Source organism: Streptomyces sp. NPDC007991 (assembly GCF_042958445.1).
Classification (GTDB): domain Bacteria; phylum Actinomycetota; class Actinomycetes; order Streptomycetales; family Streptomycetaceae; genus Streptomyces.
Map to the genome: position 1 here is coordinate 58,568 of NZ_JBIBJD010000021.1, position 18,481 is coordinate 77,048.

An 18,481-nucleotide genomic window follows, 5' to 3' on the forward strand; every position below is an offset into this window, starting at 1 on the left:
TCGGTTAGCTTCGGCGTTGCCCAGTAATCCAGCCGCCTCGGACCTTGTCAAGAGCCGGCGGGGTCTTACCAAGGCGTGCGGGCTCGTTCTATGATGGACCGAACGAATGGTCGGTTGGGAAGTGGGACGGATGGACACGACACACTCCAGCCCCCCGGGGGCGGGCGGCGCCGAGCCGGTGCTCCAGGAGCACTTCGACGCGACGATCGCGCGGGACCAGCGGATCGAGCCGCGTGACTGGATGCCGGAGGGCTACCGCAAGACGCTGGTGCGGCAGATCGCGCAGCACGCCCACTCGGAGATCATCGGCATGCAGCCGGAAGGCGAGTGGATCACACGCGCGCCGTCACTGCGCCGCAAGGCCATCCTGTTCGCGAAGGTGCAGGACGAGGCCGGGCACGGACTGTATCTGTACGCGGCGGCGGAGACGCTGGGAGCCGACCGTGCGGACCTGACCGAGCGGCTGATCGAGGGCCGCCAGAAGTACTCGTCGATCTTCAACTACCCCACGCTGTCCTTCGCGGACGTGGGGGTGATCGGCTGGTTCGTGGACGGGGCGGCGATCTGCAACCAGGTGCCGCTGTGCCGGTCGTCGTACGGGCCGTACGCGCGGGCGATGGTGCGGATCTGCAAGGAGGAGTCGTTCCACCAGCGCCAGGGCTACGAGCTGCTGATGACGATGATGCGGGGCACCGAGGCGCAGCGGGAGATGGTGCAGGACGCGGTGGACCGCTGGTGGTGGCCGTCGCTGATGATGTTCGGCCCGCCGGACGAGGCCTCGCCCAACTCGGCGCAGTCGATGGCCTGGAAGATCAAGCGGCACAGCAACGACGAACTGCGTCAGCGGTTCGTCGACATGACCGTCCCGCAGGCCGAGAAGCTCGGCGTGACACTGCCCGACCCGGAGCTGCGCTGGAACGAGGAGCGCGGACACCACGACTTCGGCACCCCCGACTGGGACGAGCTGACGCGGGTCATCAAGGGCGACGGCCCGTGCAACGCCCAGCGGATGGAGCGGCGCCGCACCGCTCACGAGGAGGGCGCCTGGGTGCGCGAGGCGGCCACCGCCCACGCCGCCAAACAGGCCGCCCGCGCGCGGAAGGGAGCGGCGGCATGACCGACGGGAAGCAGAACTGGCCGCTGTACGAGGTGTTCGTGCGCGGCAAGCGCGGCCTGAACCACGTCCACGTGGGCTCGCTGCACGCCGCCGACGACCGCATGGCGCTCACCCACGCCCGCGACCTGTACACGCGGCGCAACGAGGGCGTGAGCATCTGGGTCGTGCGCTCCGAGCACATCACCGCCTCGACCCGCGACGAGAAGGACCCGTTCTTCGAGCCCAGCGCGGACAAGGTCTACCGGCATCCGACCTTCTACGACATCCCCGACGACGTCCCGCACATCTGAGGAGAGGGCATGAGCGACGACCACGTCTACATGACCCTCGCCGAGGGGCACGACGACGACACCCGCTGGGCCTACGGCACCGGCTTCGAGGACCCCCTGCACGGCGTGGACACGGCCGTCCCCGACGGTGTGGACGCCGGGGAACTGGCCGCTCTGTGCGTCGCCCTGGCCGACGACGCCCTGGTCTCGGCCCAGCGGCTGGCCGAGTGGACCACCCGGGCGCCGGAGCTGGAGGAGGAGGTGGCGCTGGCCAACATCGGGCTCGATCTGCTCGGCCAGGCCCGCCTGCTGTACTCCCGCGCCGGCCAGGTCGACGGGACCGGCCGCGACGAGGACGCCTACGCCTACTTCCGTGACGCCGGCGAGTTCCGCAACGTACGTCTGGCCGAAATACCCAACGGCGACTTCGCGTTCTCGATCGTGCGGCTGCTGGTGTTCGCCGCCTGGCGTCTCGCGCACTTCGAGCGGCTCACCGCCCACCGCGACCCGGTGCTCGCGGCGATCGCCGCCAAGGGTGTGAAGGAACTGGCCTACCACCGGCAGTACGCGGCCGAGTGGGCGGTGCGGCTGGGCGACGGCACCGAGGAGTCCCGCCGCCGCACGCGCCGGGCGCTGGAGCAGGTGGCGCCCTGTCTGGGCGAGTTGTTCACGGCGTACGACGTACGGGACGAGGTCGTCGCGGTCCTGCGCCAGGTCACCGAGGCGGCCGGGCTGCCCATGCCCGTCTACCGGCCGCTGCCCGGCTCGGGCCGCACCGGGGAGCACACGGAGCATCTCGCCCCGCTGCTGGCCGAGTTGCAGGGCGTGGCCCGAGCCCACCCGGAGGCGACATGGTGACGGCGGCCCTGGACGCGCGACGGGCCCGGCGCATCGCCGAGCAGGTGCCCGACCCCGAACTGCCCATGCTCACGCTGGCCGACCTGGGGGTGCTGCGCGAGGTGTCCCTGGAGCCGGACGGGACGGTCCTCGCGAGCCTGACCCCGACCTACTCGGGCTGCCCGGCCATGGCGGAGATGCGTGCCGGCGTGGCCGCCCGGCTCCAGGACGCCGGCTACCCGCGCGTGGAGATCCGCACCGTCCTCGACCCGCCGTGGACCAGCGACTGGATCACGCCGGAAGGCCGCCGCAAGCTCGCCGAGCACGGCATCGCCCCGCCCGGCGCCGCGCCCGCGCGTGTCACCGGACCGGTGCCGCTCGTGCTGTCGCCGACCCGCCGCTCGGTCCCCTGCCCCCGGTGCGGCCACCCCGACACCGAGGAGACCTCCCGCTTCGGCGCCACGTCCTGCAAGGCGCTGTGGCGCTGCCTCGCCTGCCGCGAGCCGTTCGAGTACGTCAAGGAGATCTGATGGAGGACCTGATGGAGCCGGCCCCCGCCCCGGCGGCCCGCGCGCGAGCCCGCCGCCGTCCGGTCTTCCACCCCCTGCGGGTCGCCGCCGTGCAGCCTTTGTGCGAGGACGCGGCGGCCGTCAGCTTCGACATCCCGCCCGAGCTGGCCGAGGAGTTCGCCTTCGCTCCCGGTCAGTCGCTCACGCTGCGGCGCGAGATCGACGGCCGCGACGAGCGCCGCTCCTACTCCATCTGCTCACCCGCCGGCACGGCACCGCGCATCGGCGTCCGGGTCGTACCCGGCGGGCTGTTTTCCTCCTGGCTGGTGCACGAGGTGCGCCCCGGCGACCGCGTCGAGGTGATGGCCCCCACCGGCGCCTTCACCCCCGACCTCACCGCCCCCGGCCACCACGTCCTGATCGCGGCCGGCTCCGGCATCACGCCCATGGTCTCCATCGCCGAGTCCGTCCTGGCCGCCGACTCCCGCTCGACGGTCACCCTCCTCTACGGCAACCGCCGCACGGGCACGGTGATGTTCGCCGACGAGCTGGCCGATCTGAAGGACCTCTACCCGGCGCGGTTCCAGCTCGCCCACGTCCTCTCGCGTGAGCCCCGCGAGGCGGAGGTGCTCTCCGGCCGCCTCGACGCCGAGCGGCTCGCGGCGCTCGTCGACGCGCTGGTCGACGTGGAGTCCGCCGACCACTGGTGGCTGTGCGGCCCGCACGGCATGGTCCGCGCCGCCCAGGAGGTCTTGGCCGGCCTCGGCGTCCCCGGCGACCGCGTCCACCAGGAGCTGTTCTACGCCGACGACGAACCCGTACGCGAGATCCGGCACGCCGAGACCGGCCCGTCCGGCCCGGTCAGCCAGGTCACCGTCACCCTCGACGGCCGCTCCACCACCTCCGCCCTGCCCCGCGAGCGGACCATCCTCGAAGGCGCCCAGCAGACCCGCCCCGACCTGCCGTTCGCCTGCAAGGGCGGCGTCTGCGGCACCTGCCGCGCCCTGGTCACCGACGGCAAGGCCGACATGCGCCGCAACTTCGCCCTCGAACCGGCCGAGGTCGACGCGGGCTACGTCCTCACCTGCCAGTCGTTCCCGGCCTCCGACGCCCTGACGGTGGACTTCGACACCTGAGCCGGCGTCAAGCAGCCCAGCGACACCTTCATCCGCCGGATCGCGCCGGGGTCTTGACCGCGGCGCGAGAGCGCCCACAGACTCCCCTCTGACTGCGCAGTCATACGACGACGCCGACGGTGGAGGGACCATGTACGGAGGACGACCGGCCAAGGTGCTGGGCAGCTTCATCGCGGCGACCGCGATGCTGGCGGTACCCATGGCCACCGCACAGGCCTACAACCCGACCGGCGGCATCATGTACCGGCTCGGGGACGAGCCGTGCCTGAAGGGCCGGGGCAACTGCGCCGTCTACCCGAAGTCGGCCCAACTGCCGGGCGGACGGCTGGTCGCGTCGTTCGAGAAGGCCACCGTCGTACCGACGACGGGCAGCGCCGACGGGGAGACGCTGCCGGTCTACAAGAGCGACGACCACGGGACCTCCTGGCAGCCGCTGTCGGAGGTCAAGGCTCCGGCGTACCTCTCCCGGGATCCCCGGTACGCCAAGTACACGAGCAACTGGACCAATCCGTACCTCTACGTGCTCCCCCAGACGGTCGGGAAGCTGAAGAAGGGCACGCTGCTCCTCGCGAGCGTCGTGTCGGGCGACGATCAGTACTACCTGGAGCACAAGGCGGCCGATCCCGACTGGACGCCGTCCAACGACGGGGACCGCGAGGACCTGGCGATCGCCCTGTACTCCAGCACGGACGAGGGCAGGTCCTGGAAGGTCGTCAACGTCATCGCGACGGGCGGCCGGCAGGGCGGCAGCGCGGGCGCGATCGGCAGGAACGTCGCGAACGCCAACACGTACAAGCAGGTGGACCCCCTCTGGGAGCCGTACCTGATGGTCTACAAGGGCCGGCTCGTCTGCTACTACTCCGACGAGAACGACTACCTCGGCTTTGACCCGGTCACCGGTGTGCCGATACCGGACCCGGCGAACGACACCGCCCCGGACTCGCACGGCCAGATCCTCGTGCACAAGACCTGGGACGGACGCGGCAAGCAGTGGAGCGAGCCCGTCGTGGACGTCGCGGGACTCACCCAGGACATGGGCGGCGGCAAGACGGAGATCGGCGGCGGCCGTCCCGGCATGACGAACGTCGTGCGGACCTCGGACGGCAAGTGGCTGCTCACCTTCGAGTACTGGGCCGGCGGAGCCAACACCCGGTACGTGCTCGCCGAAGACCCGTTGAAGTTCTACCGCGGCTCTGCGGGCAACTCGGTCACCTCGCTGCCGGTCGACGCCGGTTCCCGTCCGCTCGCCACCGGCGGCAGCCCGGTCGTCATCCGGCTCCCCGACGGGCGGCTGGTCTACAACGCCGCCGGCAGCGGCAACGTCTGGGTCAACGACAGCGGACGCAGCGACGGCGCGTGGACGGAGTACCAGACGACCTCGCGGGCCGGCTACAGCCGCAACCTGCAGTACGTCGAGGGCACCGGCCGCATCGCGATCCTCAACAACCAGGACACCTCGGCGATCGCCCACGCCGAGGTCGACCTCGGCCACTCGGACGGCGCCTACTACCGGCTCGTCAACCGCAAGACCGGCCAGGTCATCGGCACCGGCGGCAAGACCAACGACGCGAACATCGGCAACGGTGACGTCCCCGACGTCCGCCTGGAGGACGCCGGAGCGACCGCGGACCAGGACACCCAGTACTGGCACGTGGTGACCCGGCCGCAGGGCGGTACGACCCTGCTGAACAAGTCGGGCGGCCGGGCGGCGGCGATCTGGACCGGGACCGCTACCGCCGGGCAGCGCATCGGCCAATGGGTCGACGACAACACCACCGGCAGCTGGAACGTCATCAGGACCGACGACGGCTCCTACCGGTTCCAGGCGGTGAAGAACCCGGACCTGTACCTGACCGGCGCGAGCCGGGGGGCGCCGCTCACCCTCCAGCGCGAGGCCGCGGACGGCTCACAGCAATGGCGGCTGGTCCGGCAGCCGGGGCCTCGGCCCGAGTGACGCTCACTCGGCGCGCAGGACGCGCAACGCCGTCAGCGCCACGTGGAGTTCGGTGCGCCGCTCACCGGATTCCAGGTCGGTGTCCAGGAGGCGTTCGATGGTGCGCAGACGCTGGTACATGGTCTCCCTGGACAGGCCGCCGCGGCGGGCCGCGGTGGTCTTGTTGCCGGCGGCGTCGAGGTAGTGGCCCAGCGTCGTCAGCAGATCCGTGCCGTGCCGGGTGTCATGGTCGATGAGCCGGCCGAGCCGCCGTTCGGTGTAGTCCTGGACGCGGGTGTCCTCGCGCAGGGCGTACAGCAGGCGGCGCAGGTCGATGTCCGGCAGTTCGTGGAAGGAACGGTCCGCGGGGAGGGGCTGGCCGGGCGGGGTGGCCTCGGTGACCCGGGCCGCCTCCCGGAAGGAGCGCGCGGTGTCGGCGAATTCCGCCACCTCCGAGCCGACGCTCACGATCGCCTCCGGCACCAGGCTCAGCGCGGCGCGGCTCAGGCGTTCGGCCACGGGGCGCCACGGCTGCGAGGGGCGCAGGGCCAGCAGCACGCCGAGCCGGCCCGGGGAGAGCTCCCCGACCAGCGCCGGGACCCCCGCCGCTCGCAGCTCCCCGTACAGCCGGCTCTCGGGCTCGCTCCCCCCGGCACCGGTGCCCAGGTCGACGAGGAGCGCCAGGAAACTGCTGTCCCGGGTGGGCAGGCCGAGGGCGGCGCACCGGGCGCGGGCGTCCTCGGGGGAGTGGTGGCGCTGCTCCACCAGCTCCCGCAGGGCGGAGCGGTGGGCCGTGTGCTCCCAGGGCGTGGCGTGGATGAGCCGGGCGACGGTCAGGGCCATCGCCGTTCTCTCCAGGACGGTGACGTGCTCCGGCCCAAAGGACCGCCCCTCGCCCGGGGGCGGCAGCATGGCCAGGCGACCCCAGCGTTCCCCCTGGTAGGAGACCGGTGCCGTGAGCCAGCCTTCCTCGCCGCCCACCTCCGTGTGGTCGCCGGGCGCGGTGGCCCGGGAGCGCTGCTCCCAGCCGGTGAGCGCCTCCTCCACCGTGCTCCCCGACGGTTCGCAGATCAGGGCCTGGTGCACCAGGTTCTCCAGGACGACCGTCCGGCCGCTCATCTCCGCCGCCGCGCGCACCACGTCCTCCGGGCCCGCGCCGCGCAGCGTCAGGGCCGTGAACGCCTCGTGGACACGCTGTGTTCGGCGCATCGCGTCGGCCTGGCTGCCGAGGATGAGGGCGTGGACGACCTGGGTGACCTCCAGGAAATTGACGTCCCGGGCCAGGCTCACCAGGGGCAGCCCCCGGGCCCGGCAGGCCTGGACGAGGGCGTCGGGCGGACGGTGGTAGCGCCGTACCAGCTCGATGACCAGCGCGGCCGCTCCCACCTCCGTGAGCTCGTCGACGTAGCGGCGGACCCCTGCGGCGTCCTCGGGCAGCGGCATGCCCGTGGTCAGGACCAGCTCGCCGCCCTTGAGGAAGGAGGCCGGGTCCGTCAGCTCGGTGATGTGCACCCAGCGCACCGGCCGGTCCAGCTGGGCCAGCCCGGTGACGACCTGAGGCTGTCCGGCCGCCAGGACGGGCAGGGCAAGGATGTCGGCGACGGTCGGCGCGCGACCGGCCGGTGCCGTCGGGTGGTTCTCGCTCACGCTGTCTCCCTGCTCGCCCGGTCACTCTGACAAGCGGCACTGACCTGCGCAAGAGCGGCCCACAGGTGGGGCGGGCGGGACCCGAGGGATCCGGCGGTTGACACAACGTCCGAACAACGCGTTCCGGCTGGACAGATCACGCGTTGTGGCGTTTCGCGGCGGCTTGGATGCTCGGATACCGGAGCTGAGCAACCCATCAGACCTCGACGCACGGCCGGGAGACGAAATGACCGCACTGTCGCCGCACCTTCGCCAGGCCACGCCCGTGGTGGCGGCCCGGGGCGAGGGCGTCCACCTCTACGGTGAGGACGGCCGCCGCTACCTCGACTTCACCGCCGGCATCGGCGTCACCAGCACCGGGCACTGCCACCCCAAGGTCGTGGCGGCGGCGCAGGAGCAGGTGGGCACGCTGATCCACGGCCAGTACACGACCGTCATGCACCAGCCGCTGCGCCGTCTCGTCGACAAGCTGGGCGAGGTGCTGCCGGCCGGCCTCGACAGCCTGTTCTTCACCAACTCCGGCAGCGAGGCCGTCGAGGCGGCACTGCGGCTGGCCCGCCAGGCCACCGGCCGGCCCAACGTCATCGTCTGCCACGGCGGCTTCCACGGCCGTACCGTCGCCGCCGCATCCATGACCACCTCCGGGACCCGCTTCCGGTCCGGTTTCTCCCCGCTGATGAGCGGTGTGGTCGTCACCCCGTTCCCGACGGCCTTCCGCTACGGCTGGGACGAGGAGACCGCCACCCGCTTCGCGCTGAAGGAGCTCGACTACACGCTCCAGACGATCTCGTCCCCCGCCGACACGGCGGCCATCATCGTCGAGCCGGTGCTCGGCGAGGGCGGGTACGTGCCCGCGAACAGCGCCTTCATGGAGGGGCTGCGGGAGCGGGCCGACCGGCACGGCTTCCTGCTGATCCTCGACGAGGTGCAGACCGGCGTGGGCCGCACCGGGCGCTTCTGGGGCCACGACCACTTCGGCGTCACCCCGGACATCCTCGTCACCGCCAAGGGTCTGGCCAGCGGCTTCCCGATCTCCGGCATCGCCGCCTCCGAGGAACTGATGACCAAGGCCTGGCCCGGATCGCAGGGCGGCACCTACGGCGCCAACGCCGTCGCCTGCGCCGCGGCCTGCGCGACCCTCGACGTCGTCCGCGACGAGAAGCTCGTCGAGAACGCCGAGGCGATGGGCAAGCGGCTGCGCCACGGCCTGGAGGCGGTGGCCGACCGGACCCCGGGCATCGGCGACGTCCGCGGCCTCGGCCTGATGCTCGCCACCGAGTTCGTCACCGAGGACGGCGCCCCCGACCCGGAGACCGCCGCCCGGGTGCAGCGCGCCGCCGTCGACGAGGGCCTGCTCCTGCTGCTGTGCGGCGCGTGGAACCAGGTCGTCCGCATGATCCCCGCGCTCGTGATCGACGAGGCGGGCGTGGACGAGGGCCTCCAGGCCTGGGCGAACGCCGTCGAGGCCGGCACCTCGGGAGCGGCGGGCCGATGACCACCACCCGCGGCCTGGCGGGTCTGGCGGCCCGCATCGCCGAGATCGCGCCCGGCCTGCGGGTGGAGACCGGACCGGGGGCGACGGGCCCCTACGCCTACGACGCCTCCAACTACCGTGTGCCGCCCCGGGCCGTGGCCTTCCCGCGCACCACCGACGACGTGGTCGCGGTGGTGCGGGCCTGCCGCGAGGCCGGCGTCCCGGTCACCGCCCGGGGCGGCGGCACCAGCATGGCCGGCAACGCCGTCGGCCCCGGGATCGTCCTGGACCTCTCCCGGTACATGAACCGGATCCTGGACATCGACGTCGAGGCGCGTACCGCGCGCGTCGAGGCCGGTGTCGTCCTCGACGCCCTGCGCGGCGCGACCGCCCCGCACGGGCTCGACTTCGGGCCCGACCCGTCCTCGCACAGCCGCTGCACCCTCGGCGGCATGATCGGCAACGACGCGTGCGGCAACCGGTCGGTGCGCGACGGGCGGACCAGCGGCCATGTGGAGGCCCTGGAGATCGTGACGGCCGACGGCGTGCGGGCCGTCGCCGACCACACCGGGCTGCACCCGGTGGACCCTCGCGACGCCGGTCCCATCGCCCGCCTGGAGTCGGACCTGCGACGCCTGGTCGACGAGAACCTGGCGCCGCTCCGCACCGAACTGGGCCGCATCCCGCGCCAGGTCTCCGGCTACCAGCTGCACCACCTGCTGCCCGAGAACGGCTTCGACCTGGCCCGCGCCCTCGTGGGCACCGAAGGCACCTGTGCGGTCGTCACCGCCGCGACGGTCCGCCTGGTGGCGACCGCACAGGCATCAGCGCTGCTGACCCTCGGCTACGCCGATGTCGTCGACGCCGCCGAGGACGTACCGGAGATCCTGCGCTGGTCGCCCAGCGCCGTGGAGGGCATGGACGAGGCGATCGTCGCCACCATGCGCGCCCGCCGCGGCCCGGACTCCGTCACCGGCCTGCCCGAGGGGCGGGCCTGGCTGTACGTCGAGCTCGAAGGCGACGACCGGGCAGCGGTGAACGCCCGCGCCGCTGAGCTGCTCGACGCTCTCCAGGCCCGGGGGCGGATGACCGACGGCCGGGTCGTCGAGACCCCGGCCGAGCGGCGCTCGCTGTGGCGGGTCCGTGAGGACGGGGCCGGGCTCGCCGCCCGCCTCGTCGATGGCGGGGAGTCCTGGCCCGGCTGGGAGGACGCGGCCGTCGCGCCCGAGAACCTCGCCGCCTACCTGCGCGGCTTCCGCAAGCTGCTGACCACCCACGATCTGACCGGTGTGCTCTACGGGCACTTCGGCGCGGGCTGCGTGCACGTGCGGATCGACTTCGACCCGGCCACCGAGGCCGGCCGGGCGGTCATGCGCCGCTTCCTGACCGAGGCCGCCGCCCTGGTCGTCGAGCACGGCGGCACCCTGTCGGGTGAGCACGGCGACGGGCGGGCCCGCAGCGAACTGCTGGAGGTCATGTACAGCCACCGCATGATCCGCGCGTTCGCCGCGTTCAAGCAGATCTTCGACCCCGACGGGCTGCTCAACCCCGGTGTCATCGTCGACCCGGCCCCGCTCGACACCGACCTCGCCCTGCGCGAACTCCCGCTCGTGGACACGACGTTCACCTTCCCGCACGACGAGGACGGTTTCGCGGGCGCCGTACGCCGCTGCGTCGGTGTCGGACGCTGCCGCAGTGACGCGGGCGGGGTGATGTGCCCGAGCTACCGGGCCACCGGCGAGGAGAACGCCTCCACCCGCGGCCGGGCCCGGCTGCTCCAGGAGATGGTGCGCGGCGAGGCCGTCCGGGACGGCTGGCGCTCGACCGAGGTGCGCGACGCCCTCGACCTGTGCCTTTCCTGCAAGGCCTGCTCCAGCGACTGCCCGGTCGGTGTCGACATGGCGACGTACAAGGCGGAGTTCCTGCACCAGCACTACAAGGGCCGCCTGCGTCCCCGTTCCCACTACTCACTGGGCTGGCTGCCCAGGACCTCCGCCCTCGCCGGATACGCCGCCCGGCCGATCAACGCACTGCTGCGCGGGCCGGTCGGGCGGTTGCTCGCCCGTCTCGGCGGTGTCACGACGAAGCGCAGGATCCCCGCCTTCGCTTCCCGTCGCGCCCTGCGCAAGACCCTGCGCGCGGCCGAGACGCCAGGGCCCGCGAAGGCCGTGTTCTTCGTCGACAGCTTCACCCGTGCGTTCCGTCCCGGGGTCGCGGGCGCGGTGAGCCGCGTGCTCGCCGAAGCGGGCGTTCCCAGCACACCGCGGGAGGGACTGTGCTGCGGGCTGACCTGGGTCAGCACCGGACAGCTGGACATCGCCCGCAAGATCATGACCCGCACGGTCGCCGCACTCGACGACGGTGACGACCGGCCGGTCATCGTGGCCGAGCCGAGCTGCGCGGCCGCGTTGAAACGTGACGTCCCCGAACTGCTCGGCACCGAGGCCGCCCAGCGCGTGGCGGGCCGCGTCCACACCTTCACCGGGGCCCTGACCGACCTCGCCGACCAGGACTGGACGCCGCCTGCGCTGCCCGAGAACGTCGTGCTCCAGACGCACTGCCACGAGTACGCCACCTTCAAGGGCCGCCGCCCCGCCGACCTGCTGCGCCGACTCGGCGTACGCGGCGTCGACGAGGCCGAGGGCTGCTGCGGACTCGCCGGGAACTTCGGCTTCGAGGCAGAGCACTACGACACCTCGATGGCCGTCGCCGATCTCGCCCTCAAACCCCGCATCGACCACCTCGACGGACGCACCGTCGTGGCCGACGGCTTCAGCTGCGCCACTCAGATCGACCATCTCGCCGGAGACCGGGGCGTGCGCGCCCTGCACCTCGCGGAACTCCTCGACCCCGCCGCCGACCGACCAGGAGAGACGACATGACCGAGGTACTGACCCAGTTGTTCATCGGCGGTGCCTGGGTGGACGCCGCGGACGGCGCCACCATGCCCGTCGACGACCCCGCGACCGGCGAGATCCTCTGCCACGTCGCCGACGCCGGCCCCAAGGACGCCCGGCTGGCCGAGGAGGCAGCCGTCCAGGCCCAGGCCGAGTGGGCCCGTACCGCACCCCGGGCCCGCAGCGAGATCCTGCGCCGCGCCTACGAGCTCATCCTGGAGCGCACCGACGAGCTCGCCCACCTGATGACGTCGGAGATGGGCAAGCCGCTCGCCGAGGCCAGGGGAGAGGTGGCGTACGCCGCCGAGTTCTTCCGCTGGTTCTCCGAGGAGGCCGTCCGCATCGACGGCGGGTGCGGCACGCTGCCCGACGGGCGCAACCGCATGCTGCTCTCCCGCCGCCCGGTCGGGCCCTGCCTGCTGATCACGCCGTGGAACTTCCCGCTGGCGATGGGCACCCGCAAGATCGGCCCGGCGATCGCGGCGGGCTGCACGATGATCCTCAAGCCGGCCCCGCAGACCCCGCTCTCCAGCCTCGCGCTGGCCGGCATCCTCAGGGAGGCCGGCCTGCCGGACGGCGTGCTGAACGTCGTCACCACCTCCCGCGCCGGCGAGGTCTGCGAACCTCTGCTGCGCGGCGGCCGGATCCGCAAGCTGTCCTTCACCGGCTCCACCGCCGTCGGCCGCATCCTGCTCGCCCAGTGCGCCGACACGGTCGTGCGCACCTCGATGGAGCTGGGCGGCAACGCGCCCTTCATCGTCTTCGACGACGCCGATCTGGACGTGGCCGTGGACGGCGCGATGGTCGCCAAGATGCGCAACATGGGGGAGGCCTGCACGGCCGCCAACCGCTTCTTCGTCCACCGGTCGGTGGCAGCGGAGTTCGGGCGGCGGCTCGCCGAGCGGATGGGCGCGCTCGTGGTCGGTCCCGGCACCCGGGACGGTGTCGACGTCGGACCGCTGATCGACGCCGCCGGACGTGCCAAGGTCGCGGAGCTGGTCGCCGACGCCGTCGAGCGCGGCGCCCGGGTGCTCGTCGGCGGCCGTACGCCGGAAGGGCCGGGCTGCTTCTATCCGCCGACCGTGCTCGCCGACGTCGACCCCGGCAGCCGCCTGATGGACACGGAGATCTTCGGCCCCGTGGCGGCGATCCTCACCTTCGACGACGAGGACGAGGTCCTGCGGCGGGCGAACGACACGCCCTGGGGTCTGGTCGGTTACGTCTTCACCCAGGGTCTGGACCGCGGGCTGCGCGTCAGCGAGGGTCTGGACGTGGGCATGGTGGGTCTGAACACCGGCCTCGTCTCCAACCCGGCCGCGCCCTTCGGCGGTGTCAAGCAGTCCGGGCTCGGACGTGAGGGCGGCCGGGTCGGCATCGAGGAGTTCCTGGAGTACCAGTACGTCGCGGTGCCCGTGCGATGACGGGGTTCAGGCCCTGACACGTCCCCTCGCGCACCGCGGGGCAGCCGCCGCATACCCGGCCGCTCCTCCCGGGGCCCACGCGGGTCGCCCCGGCCCGGCCTCTCCCGGGCCGGGCCGGGGCGTACGGCCGACACGCCCGGCGAAGGCACCCACATGGGCCGCGCGGTCGCCGAGATGAGGGACGGCCGCCCGGAGGCCTACCCGCTGCGCGGCCTCGGCTTCCCGACCCCCGTGAACTGATGACTCGTCAGTAGACCATCGGCCACGGGCTCTTGACTCGCGACGCGGCAGTTGGTCATCCTCGGTCGCACCTTGGATGAGGTCATGACAACCCGGCCGTCGTTCCCGGGCCTTCGGGGCCTCGGGCGCCCGGACGTCGACCCCGCCATCCCGCCGACCGAGGACGTGGGCCGTGACCAGTGCAGGACGCCCGTACCGCCGACGCAAGAACGTCACCGTCGTGTCGCTCCTCCTGCTCGTGCTGGCCGTCGCGCTGGGCCCGACGCCGAGTTCGGCGGCCGGTTCCGGCTGGTGGAACCCGACCGCACGGCCCGCGCCGGACTCCGGGATCGACGTCACGGGCGAGCCCTTCACCGGCACCGATGCCAAAGGCGACGTGCGCGGCTTTGTCGACGCGCACGACCACATTTTCGCCAACGAGGGCTTCGGCGGCCGTCTGATCTGCGGAAAGCCGTTCTCCGAGCAGGGCGTCGCCGACGCGCTCAAGGACTGTCCCGAGCACTACCCGGACGGCTCGCTCGCGGTCTTCGACTTCATCACCAACGGGGGTGACGGCAGGCACGACCCGGTCGGCTGGCCCACCTTCAAGGACTGGCCGGCCCACGACTCGCTGACTCACCAGCAGAACTACTACGCCTGGCTGGAGCGGGCCTGGCGCGGCGGTCAGCGGGTGCTGGTCAACGACCTCGTCACCAACGGCGTCATCTGCTCCGTGTACTTCTTCAAGGACCGCGGCTGCGACGAGATGACGTCCATCCGGCTCCAGGCGAAACTGACGTACGACATGCAGTCCTTCGTGGACAAGATGTACGGCGGGCCCGGCAAGGGCTGGTTCCGGATCGTCACCGACAGCGCGCAGGCCCGTGAGGTGATCGAGCAGGGCAAGCTGGCCGTCGTCCTCGGTGTCGAGACCTCCGAACCCTTCGGCTGCAAGCAGGTCCTCGACATCCCGCAGTGCAGCAGGGCCGACATCGACAAGGGCCTGGACGAGCTGTACGCGCTCGGCGTGCGCAGCATGTTCCTGTGCCACAAGTTCGACAACGCGCTGTGCGGTGTCCGCTTCGACTCGGGCGGTCTCGGAACGGCCATCAACGTCGGCCAGTTCCTGTCGACCGGCACCTTCTGGAAGACGGAGACGTGCAAGGGCCCGCAGCACGACAACCCCATCGGCGACGCGCCGGCGGCCGCGGCCGAGAAGAAGCTCCCGGCGGGCGTGCGGGTCCCCTCGTACAAGGCGGACGCCCAGTGCAACGTCCGAGGGCTCACCGGACTCGGCGAATACGCCGTCCGCGGCATGATGCGACGCGGGATGATGCTGGAGATCGACCACATGAGCGTCAAGGCCACCGGCCGGGTGCTCGACATCTTCGAGGCCGAGTCCTACCCCGGCGTGCTCTCCTCGCACAGCTGGATGGACCTGGACTGGACCGAACGGGTCTACGGCCTCGGCGGCTTCATCGCCCAGTACATGCACGGTTCCGAGGACTTCGTCGCGGAGGCGAAGCGCACCACGGCCCTGCGCGACACGTACGGCGTGGGCTACGGATACGGCACCGACATGAACGGCGTCGGCGGCTGGCCGGCCCCGCGCGGCGCGGACGCCCCCGACAAGGTCACCTACCCCTTCAGAAGCGTCGACGGCGGCTCCGTCATCGACCGGCAGGCCACCGGCGAGCGCACCTGGGACCTGAACACCGACGGCGCCGCCCACTACGGCCTCGTCCCGGACTGGATCGAGGACATCCGCAGGGTCGGCGGCAAGGACGTCGTGGACGACCTGTTCCGCGGCGCCGAGTCCTACCTCGACACATGGGGGGCCGCCGAGAACCACTGAACCCGGGGGACGATCCGGCATCAATGAAGACATGAATCAGTCTTCATGCGTTCCTGTACGGTGGTGAGGCACGCGCCCCCGCCTGAAGGACTCCTGATGACCTCCACCCTCACGCCGCGCCCGGTCGACCGGGCGGATCCCGCGCGCACCGGGACCGCGCCCAGGCGGCGTACCCGTGTCCTCGCGCTCCCCGAGGCGCGCTGGGCCGCGGCGGCCACCGCCCTCTTCCTGCTCGCGCTGCCCTTGCAGCTGACCGGCGCACCCGCCTGGACCTGGGGCCCGCTCTACGCCCTGTCGTACGTCACGGGCGGCTGGGAGCCGGGCTGGGAAGGGCTCAAGGCGCTCAAGGAGCGCACGCTCGACGTCGACCTGCTGATGGTCGTCGCCGCCCTGGGCGCGGCGGCGATCGGGCAGGTCATGGACGGCGCCCTGCTCATCGTCATCTTCGCCACCTCCGGCGCGCTGGAGGCGCTGGCCACCGCCCGCACCGCCGACTCCGTCCGCGGCCTGCTCGACCTCGCCCCCGCCACGGCCACCCGGCTGACCCCGGACGGCGGCGAACAGACCGTGCCCGTCGAGGAGCTGGCCGTCGGCGACACCGTCCTGGTTCGCCCAGGTGAGAGCGTCGGCGCCGACGGCCGTGTGCTGGACGGGGCGAGCGACGTGGACCAGGCGACCATCACCGGCGAGCCGCTCCCCGTGGCGAAGGAGCAGGGCGACGAGGTCTTCGCCGGCACCCTCAACGGCACCGGCGCCCTCCGGATCCGGGTCGAGCGCGACGCGTCCGACTCGGTGATCGCCCGGATCGTCCGGATGGTGGAAGAGGCATCCGAGACCAAGGCGCCCACCCAGCTGTTCATCGAGAAGGTCGAACAGCGTTACTCGCTGGGCATGGTGGCCGCGACCCTGGCCGTCTTCCTGGTGCCCCTCGCCTTCGGCGAGCAGCTCACCGACGCGCTGCTGCGCGCCATGACGTTCATGATCGTGGCCTCGCCGTGCGCGGTCGTGCTGGCGACCATGCCGCCCCTGCTGTCGGCCATCGCCAACGCCGGACGGCACGGCGTGCTGGTGAAGTCGGCCGTGGTGATGGAGCGGATCGGCCAGATCGACGCGGTCGCGCTGGACAAGACCGGCACGCTGACCGAGGGCAGCCCGCGCGTCACCGATGTCCGGCCGCTGCCCGGATCCGGCCTGGACGAGGGGGAGCTGCTGACACTGGCGGCAGCCGCCGAGCGGCCCAGTGAGCATCCGCTGGCCCGGGCGGTCGTGGACGCGGCCCGCGAGCGGGGCCTCGACCTGCCCGATGCGCGGGACTTCACCTCCGCGCCCGGCGTGGGAGTGACCGCCGTGGTGAACGGCTCGGCCCTCGCCGTCGGCGCCCCGTCCCGGCTCCTGGACGGCACCGGCAGCACGGTCGCCGCCGTCGCCGGGGAACTGGAGGAGTCCGGCCGCACCGCCGTCCTGGTCCTCGTCGACGGCGCCCCCGCCGGGCTGCTCGGCATCGCCGACCGGCTGCGCCCGGACGCCGCCGCCACCGTCGCCGCGCTCACCAGGCTCACCGGCACGGCTCCGGCGCTCCTCACCGGCGACAACCCCCGGGCCGCCGCGCGCCTCGCGGCCGAGGCCGGCCTCGACGACGTGCGCGCCGGACTGCTGCCCCAGGACAAGCTGGCTGCCGTCCAGGAGATGGAACGCGCGGGCCGCAAGGTGCTGGTCGTCGGGGACGGCGTCAACGACGCGCCCGCCCTGGCCGCCGCCCACACCGGGATCGCCATGGGCCGGGCGGGCTCCGACCTCGCCCTGGAGACCGCCGACGCCGTGATCGTGCGCGACGAACTCGCGGCGGTCCCCACCACCGTCGCCCTCTCGCGCCGCGCGCGCCGGCTGGTCGTGCAGAACCTCGTCATCGCCGGGGTGTTCATCGCCGGCCTCGTCGTCTGGGACCTGGCCGGAGACCTGCCGCTGCCGCTGGGCGTCGCGGGCCACGAGGGCTCCACGGTCCTGGTCGGCCTGAACGGCCTGCGTCTGCTGCGGGAGACGGCCTGGCGGCGGGCCTGCGCCGAGACAAGCGGCTGACGTGCGCCGTCAGCCCACCGGCGGCGGGCCGGTACTGCCCCGCACCACGAGATCCACGGGGACGAGCGTGTCGACGCGAGGCAGGTCCCCGGGTCCGTCGATGCGGTCCAGGAGAAGCCGCAGGGAACGGGTGCCGATCTCGGCGAAGTCGGTGCGGACGGTGGTCAGCGGCGGCAGAAGGTGCGCGGCCTCGGGGATGTCGTCATAGCCGACGACGCTGACGTCCCCGGGGACGGACCGCCCGGACTCGTGCAGGGCGTGCAGCAGGCCCAGCGCCATCTGGTCGTTCGAGACGAACACCGCCGTCACCTCCGGGCGCCGGGCCAGCCGGCGTCCCAGGTCGTAACCGGAGTCGGCGCTCCAGTCCCCGGCGAGCGGGGCGGGGACGTCGGCACCGGCCGCCCGGAGCGTCTCCTGCCAGCTCGCCAGCCGGTGGTCGGCGGACGTCCAGCCGCCGGGGCCCGCGATGTGCCAGACCGTGCGGTGCCCGAGGCCGAGGAGATGCCCGGTGGCCTTGCGGGCACCGGTGCGGGAGTCGCCGGTGACCGGGGGCGTGCTGTCGTCGAGGGCGCTCTCCAGGACCACGAGGGGAGTTCCGAGGTCGGTCTGCGCCAGGGTCCGGCCGACCCACAGCTGCGGGGCGATCGCGATCACGCCGTCCGCGCCCTCGGCCGACAGCCGGTTCACGGCCTCGACGACGGTGTCGTGGTCGGCCGTGTCGAGCGCGATGGAGCTCACCAGGTAACCGGCCTCCTGGGCCGCGGTGTTGATGGCGGTCAGGATGGACGCGGGCCCGTACCGGGCGGCGTCGAAGGAGATGACCCCGAGCATCCGGGTCCGGCCGCTGGCCAGCGACCGCGCGCTGCGGCTGGGCCGGTAGCCGAGGGTGCGCATGGCGTCCAGGACCGCCTCGCGCGTCTCGGGGCGGACGGCCGGATGGTCGTTGAGCACCCGTGAGACGGTCTGCTTGGAGACGCCGGCCAGCCGGGCCACGTCGGCCATCACCGGCCGCGCACCCGCGAAGTTGCGCCGGCTGCGGCCCTTGGGAACGGGGCTGTCGTTGGCGCTCGGTGTCATGGCGGGTGATTCCT

General features: G+C 72.6%; 13 protein-coding genes. 11 read left to right on the top strand and 2 right to left on the bottom strand.

Translation table 11 applies throughout. The features are described 5' to 3' along the window. The first annotated feature begins 130 nt into the window (after nucleotides 1-130). From paaA to ACFZDA_RS39135, 6 genes are all read left to right on the top strand, one after another. Nucleotides 131-1,117: a 1,2-phenylacetyl-CoA epoxidase subunit PaaA gene (paaA, locus tag ACFZDA_RS39110; RefSeq protein ID WP_391090874.1), complete on the top strand. Its 987-nt coding sequence runs from the start codon at nucleotides 131-133 to the stop codon at nucleotides 1,115-1,117. Next, nucleotides 1,114-1,407, top strand: a complete 294-nt coding sequence (gene paaB, locus ACFZDA_RS39115) for a 1,2-phenylacetyl-CoA epoxidase subunit PaaB (RefSeq protein WP_391090876.1) — start codon at nucleotides 1,114-1,116, stop codon at nucleotides 1,405-1,407. The genes paaA and paaB overlap by 4 nt, the downstream gene beginning before the upstream one ends. Before the next feature lie 9 nt (nucleotides 1,408-1,416). Then, nucleotides 1,417-2,244, top strand: coding sequence for a 1,2-phenylacetyl-CoA epoxidase subunit PaaC (gene paaC, locus ACFZDA_RS39120; protein ID WP_391090878.1), 828 nt, complete (start codon nucleotides 1,417-1,419; stop codon nucleotides 2,242-2,244). After that, the gene (gene paaD, locus ACFZDA_RS39125; RefSeq protein ID WP_391090880.1) at nucleotides 2,238-2,753 is read left to right on the top strand and encodes a 1,2-phenylacetyl-CoA epoxidase subunit PaaD; all 516 of its coding nucleotides are present in this window, start codon (nucleotides 2,238-2,240) and stop codon (nucleotides 2,751-2,753) included. Before paaC ends, paaD begins: the two co-directional genes overlap by 7 nt. Then, nucleotides 2,753-3,868 (top strand): 1,2-phenylacetyl-CoA epoxidase subunit PaaE, encoded by a 1,116-nt coding sequence (paaE, locus tag ACFZDA_RS39130; protein ID WP_391090882.1) that lies wholly within the window; start codon nucleotides 2,753-2,755, stop codon nucleotides 3,866-3,868. Before paaD ends, paaE begins: the two co-directional genes overlap by 1 nt. A 199-nt stretch (nucleotides 3,869-4,067) precedes the next feature. Beyond that, nucleotides 4,068-5,822, top strand: a complete 1,755-nt coding sequence (locus tag ACFZDA_RS39135; protein WP_391090982.1) for an RICIN domain-containing protein — start codon at nucleotides 4,068-4,070, stop codon at nucleotides 5,820-5,822. A 3-nt stretch (nucleotides 5,823-5,825) separates the two neighbouring features. On the opposite strand, the gene ACFZDA_RS39140 is transcribed toward ACFZDA_RS39135, so the two are convergent. Then, the gene (locus ACFZDA_RS39140; RefSeq protein WP_391090884.1) at nucleotides 5,826-7,448 is read right to left on the bottom strand and encodes a PucR family transcriptional regulator ligand-binding domain-containing protein; all 1,623 of its coding nucleotides are present in this window, start codon (nucleotides 7,446-7,448) and stop codon (nucleotides 5,826-5,828) included. Nucleotides 7,449-7,674: 226 nt separating this feature from the next. Here ACFZDA_RS39140 and ACFZDA_RS39145 point away from each other — a divergent pair, with 226 nt between their 5' ends. From ACFZDA_RS39145 to ACFZDA_RS39165, 5 genes are all read left to right on the top strand, one after another. Beyond that, the gene (locus ACFZDA_RS39145; protein ID WP_391090886.1) at nucleotides 7,675-8,943 is read left to right on the top strand and encodes an aminotransferase class III-fold pyridoxal phosphate-dependent enzyme; all 1,269 of its coding nucleotides are present in this window, start codon (nucleotides 7,675-7,677) and stop codon (nucleotides 8,941-8,943) included. Continuing rightward, entirely contained in the window at nucleotides 8,940-11,804 is a 2,865-nt protein-coding gene (locus tag ACFZDA_RS39150) for an FAD-linked oxidase C-terminal domain-containing protein (protein ID WP_391090887.1), read from the top strand. The genes ACFZDA_RS39145 and ACFZDA_RS39150 overlap by 4 nt, the downstream gene beginning before the upstream one ends. Beyond that, nucleotides 11,801-13,240 (top strand): aldehyde dehydrogenase family protein, encoded by a 1,440-nt coding sequence (locus ACFZDA_RS39155; RefSeq protein WP_391090889.1) that lies wholly within the window; start codon nucleotides 11,801-11,803, stop codon nucleotides 13,238-13,240. The genes ACFZDA_RS39150 and ACFZDA_RS39155 overlap by 4 nt, the downstream gene beginning before the upstream one ends. A gap of 412 nt (nucleotides 13,241-13,652) precedes the next feature. Beyond that, entirely contained in the window at nucleotides 13,653-15,314 is a 1,662-nt protein-coding gene (locus ACFZDA_RS39160) for a hypothetical protein (protein WP_391090891.1), read from the top strand. 96 nt (nucleotides 15,315-15,410) lie between these two features. Then, nucleotides 15,411-17,390 (top strand): heavy metal translocating P-type ATPase, encoded by a 1,980-nt coding sequence (locus tag ACFZDA_RS39165; RefSeq protein ID WP_391090893.1) that lies wholly within the window; start codon nucleotides 15,411-15,413, stop codon nucleotides 17,388-17,390. Nucleotides 17,391-17,399: 9 nt separating this feature from the next. Here the strand turns inward: ACFZDA_RS39165 and ACFZDA_RS39170 are convergent, their stop codons facing one another. After that, nucleotides 17,400-18,467 (bottom strand): substrate-binding domain-containing protein, encoded by a 1,068-nt coding sequence (locus tag ACFZDA_RS39170; RefSeq protein WP_391090895.1) that lies wholly within the window; start codon nucleotides 18,465-18,467, stop codon nucleotides 17,400-17,402. Between the last annotated feature and the right edge of the window lie 14 nt (nucleotides 18,468-18,481).